The 3863-nt window shown below is 73.4% G+C and carries 3 protein-coding genes and 1 riboswitch; all 3 genes read right to left on the reverse strand.

Features of this window, described 5'->3' with window-relative positions; genetic code table 11:
- A partial coding sequence (gene lanKC, locus B7P34_RS35330) for a class III lanthionine synthetase LanKC (RefSeq protein WP_189383285.1) occupies positions 1-1646 on the reverse strand: 1646 nt, incomplete at its 3' end.
- Positions 1647-1770: 124 nt separating this feature from the next.
- Entirely contained in the window at positions 1771-2007 is a 237-nt protein-coding gene (locus B7P34_RS35335; RefSeq protein ID WP_106682216.1) for a ferredoxin, read from the reverse strand.
- Positions 2008-2011: 4 nt separating this feature from the next.
- Complete coding sequence (locus B7P34_RS35340) at positions 2012-3505, reverse strand: aldehyde dehydrogenase (protein WP_106682217.1); 1494 nt, start codon at positions 3503-3505, stop codon at positions 2012-2014.
- Between the two features lie 113 nt (positions 3506-3618).
- Positions 3619-3784: riboswitch (cobalamin riboswitch) on the forward strand.
- Positions 3785-3863: the final 79 nt, after the last annotated feature.

A 3863-nucleotide genomic window follows, 5' to 3' on the forward strand; every position in this document is an offset into this window, starting at 1 on the left:
GTCTCCTGCGGGCCGGCGTCCGCCGGGCTGCCGGCCGCAGTGCCCGCCGGGCCGCCCGCAGAGGTGCCTGCTCGGGCGTCCGCCGGAGGAGCGCCGGCCGCGGCGCCCGCCCCTTCCCGCGTGGTCTCGGCCGACACACCCACCCGTTCCTGTGTGATCTCCGCCGGCACGCCCGCCCCGTCCCGCGTGATCTCCGCGACGGCCTCGTCCAGGAACTCCCGCGGCACCGGGAACTGTCCGGCGATGACGTCCGCCAGGTGCGCCGCCTTGGCCCGGTCGATGACGAACAGCGTGGTGATCGGCAGGAACAGGGCGAGGCGCAGGCAGGCCAGGGCGTACTTGTCGACGTCCGTGCCGCGGCGGTCCGGCGGGGCGAAGAAGCCGGGGTGGGCGACGACCTGCCGGCCGTGCTCGGAGGCGGGCGCCGCGGCCTCGAAGTCGATGAGGACGACGGAGCGTTCGTCGGGCGCGACCATGATGTTGAACATGTGGAGGTCGTTGAAGACGAGGCCGCGCGAGTGGACCTTCCCGACGGCTTCCTCGACGGCCCGGTGGACGCGCAGCGCCCAGGCCGTGTAGTCGGCCGTGGCGGTGGGCGAGGGGTCCGCGGCGAGCAGCGGGTGGCGGTGGGCGAAGAAGGAGTTGAGGGGCTTGCCCTCGACGAAGTCCATGACGAGGAAGCGGTGGTCGCCGACGGTGAGCCAGTCGCGCGGCTCGGGGGCGACGCCGAGGCCGGAGAGCCGCTCCAGGGCCTCCTTCTCGCGCTCCAGGCGGGCCACGGCATCGGCCCCGTCGGCGGCGAGCCCGGCGTGCGGACGGCCTTCCTTGAGGACGACCTTGCGGCCGTCGCGCGTGTCGGTGCCGGCGTAGACGCCGCCGCCGTTGGAGAAGTGCAGGGCCTTCTCGATGCGGTACGGCAGGTCGGCGACGGTGGTGGCGTTGCGCGCGGCGAGGTGCGGGGCGAGGAAGGCGGGCAGCGTCACCCACGCCGGCACCTGGAAGGCCGGCTTCCGGGAGTCGGGAACGAGGCGGCCCTCGCCGTCCTCGATCGCGGGCACGAGGCTGCCGCGCCCGTCGATGCAGAAGCGGCGGGCGAAAGCGCCGTAGCGGACGTAGAGCGGGCCTTCGTGCCAGCGCAGGTCGGTGAGGATGTACGGGCCGGGCCGGCCGCCGATGATCCCGTGCAGGCCGGTCAGGGTGGCGTGCAGCTGCTCCTCGCCGTCCGGGTAGACGGTGACGAACTTCCCGCTGTGGCCGCGCTCCGCGTACTTGTTGTTGCGCAGGTGCAGCAGGTGCGGGCCGGGCACGAACTTGAACGGGATGCCGCGGGCCGTGCAGTAGTCCCAGACGTCGGCGGCGGTCTTCTCCGCGGTGTCGGCGGTGGCCGAGACGTGGATCTTCCAGCCTTGAAGCGGCTGTCCGGGGCGCGGGCCACCGTCCTCCCCCACGGGGAAGACATGGAGCCACTCCCCGTGGCGGGAGGTGTCCCAGCCGGCGGGGGCCGGGCGCCGCGCGGTCTCGTACAGGCTTCCCCCCGGAGCCCCGCGACCCTCCTCTGCGCCCGGCCCCGCCGGGACGGACAGGCGGTCCGGGGTCTCGTAGAAGTGCCTGTCCGCCAGGCAGTAGACCTCGTACCGCGCGTCCATCGCTTCCCCCCTCGGCTGCGTTGCCTAGAGATTTCCACGCGGTGAGGGGCCCGGCCAGTCACACGTGTCATCAAGCACCTGTGCGGAACGCATGAGTAACAACGTCCGTGCGTACGAAGGGATTTCACTCGTCGGGAGGAAACACCGTCTCCCCCGTATCCGGCCTGCTGATCGTGATCGCCTCCACGGGGCAGGTCTCCGCGGCCGCGAGCACCTCTTCCGAAGGGTCCGTCTCCTCCGCGAGGGGCCGGGAGCGGTGGCCCGCGTCGAGCGCGAAGGCCCCGGGCGCGCTGCCGGCGCACATCCCCGAGCCCACGCACAGCCCCCGGTCGACCCGCACGTGCCAGCGTTCGGCAGCCATCCCGTCAGCCCTCCCCGTCCTCCCCGCCCTCCCCGTACTCCGGCGGCAGGTGGATCGTCTTGTGCTCCAGGTACTCGGCGAAGCCCTCCGGGCCGAACTCCCGCCCCAGGCCGGAGTTCTTGTAGCCGCCGAAGGGGCCGAACATGTCGAGGCCGAAGGTGTTGACCGAGTACGTGCCGGTGCGCACCCGGCGGGCGACCTCGATGCCGCGTTCGGCGTCGCGGGTCCAGACGCTGCCGGAGAGCCCGTAGTCGGAGTCGTCGGCGATGCGCACGGCCTCCTCCTCGGTGTCGTAGGGCAGCAGGCAGATGACGGGGCCGAAGATCTCCTCGCGGGCGATGCGCATGGCGTTGGAGACGTCGCCGAAGAGGGTGGGCTCGACGTACCAGCCCTTGTCGCGGTCCGCCGGGCGGCCGCCGCCGGCGAGCACCTTGGCGCCCTCGCGCTGCCCGAGCGCGATGTACTCCAGGGACCGGCGGCGCTGCCGTTCGGCGACGAGCGGGCCGACCTGGGTGGCGGGGTCGAGGGGGTCGCCGACGACGAGGGCGGAGGCGGCGGCCGCGAAGCGTTCGGCGAGTTCGGCGTAGTGGGCGCGGGGGGCGAGGATGCGCGTCTGGGCGACGCAGGCCTGCCCGTTGTTCATCCAGGCCGTGGGGACGATGCCGGCGACGGCCGCCTCCAGGTCGGCGTCCGGCAGGACGATCGCCGCGGACTTGCCGCCGAGCTCCAGGGTGACGCGGGTCAGGTGGCGCGCGGCGACCTCCATGACGCGCTTGCCCGCCGCGACCGAGCCGGTGAAGGCCACTTTGTCGACGCCGGGGTGCCCGACCAGGTACTCGCTGACCTCGCGCTCCGCGGGCAGGATCGACAGGACGCCCTCCGGCAGGCCCGCCTCCGTGACGATCTCCGCCAGGAGGTACGCGTCCAGGGGCGTCTCCGGCGAGGGCTTGAGCACCACCGAGCAGCCCGTCAGCAGCGCGGGTGCGAGCTTGGCGGCCGTCACGAGCTGCGGGACGTTCCACGGCACGACGGCGGCGACGACGCCGACGGGCTCGCGCCGCACGAGCAGCGGCCCGAGGGCGCCGGCCCGCCGCTCCTCGTAGGGCAGGCCGCGGGCGACGGCGACGGCGCAGTCCCACACCATCATCGCGCCGAGGGCCTGGGCGAGGACGCTCCAGGAGTAGGGGGAGCCGTTCTGGGCGGAGACGACCCGGGCGATCTCCTCGTGCCGGGCGGCGATGCCGTCCTTGATGCGGGTGACGACCTCGATGCGCTCGGCGAGGGGCCGGTCGGCCCAGACGCCGGAGTCGAAGGCCGCGCGGGCCGCGGCGACGGCCCGGTCGACGTCCTCGCGCGAGGCGTGCGGGACGCGGCCGATGACCTCCTCGGTGTGCGGCGACACGACGTCGATGACGGCGCGGCCAGCCGGGTCGGCCATGACGCCGCCGATGAAGAGCTGCCCGTGCTCGACGACCGGTCCGTTCGCGTGCTGGTTCATGATCCGGATGCCTCCCGCGCGTCTGCGGAGCCCTGCGCGCCGTGACAAAAAACTGACGCAGCATCAGACACTTAGCAGCCCGCCCGGCAGCGGGCAACAGGTCGCCGGACCGTTGATCTTCAGACCGTCCGGCTAAAGTGTCCGTGACAACTTCATCCCGCCTCGGAACGGGGGAAGCCGGTGCAAATCCGGCGCTGACCCGCAACCGTGACTACGGTCCGCCGCCCGGCCGCCGCTGATCCCGAAGGAGGAGATCCCGGCCCGGCGCGGGTGGTCCGACTCCGGCCACGCGGCCGCTTCGGTGAGCAGCTCGACCGAGCCGGAGGACCAGTCGACCTGCGGGGTCGGCCGGTCCACG

It is taken from the genome of Streptosporangium nondiastaticum, assembly GCF_003011965.1.
Taxonomy (GTDB): domain Bacteria; phylum Actinomycetota; class Actinomycetes; order Streptomycetales; family Streptomycetaceae; genus Streptomyces; species Streptomyces nondiastaticus.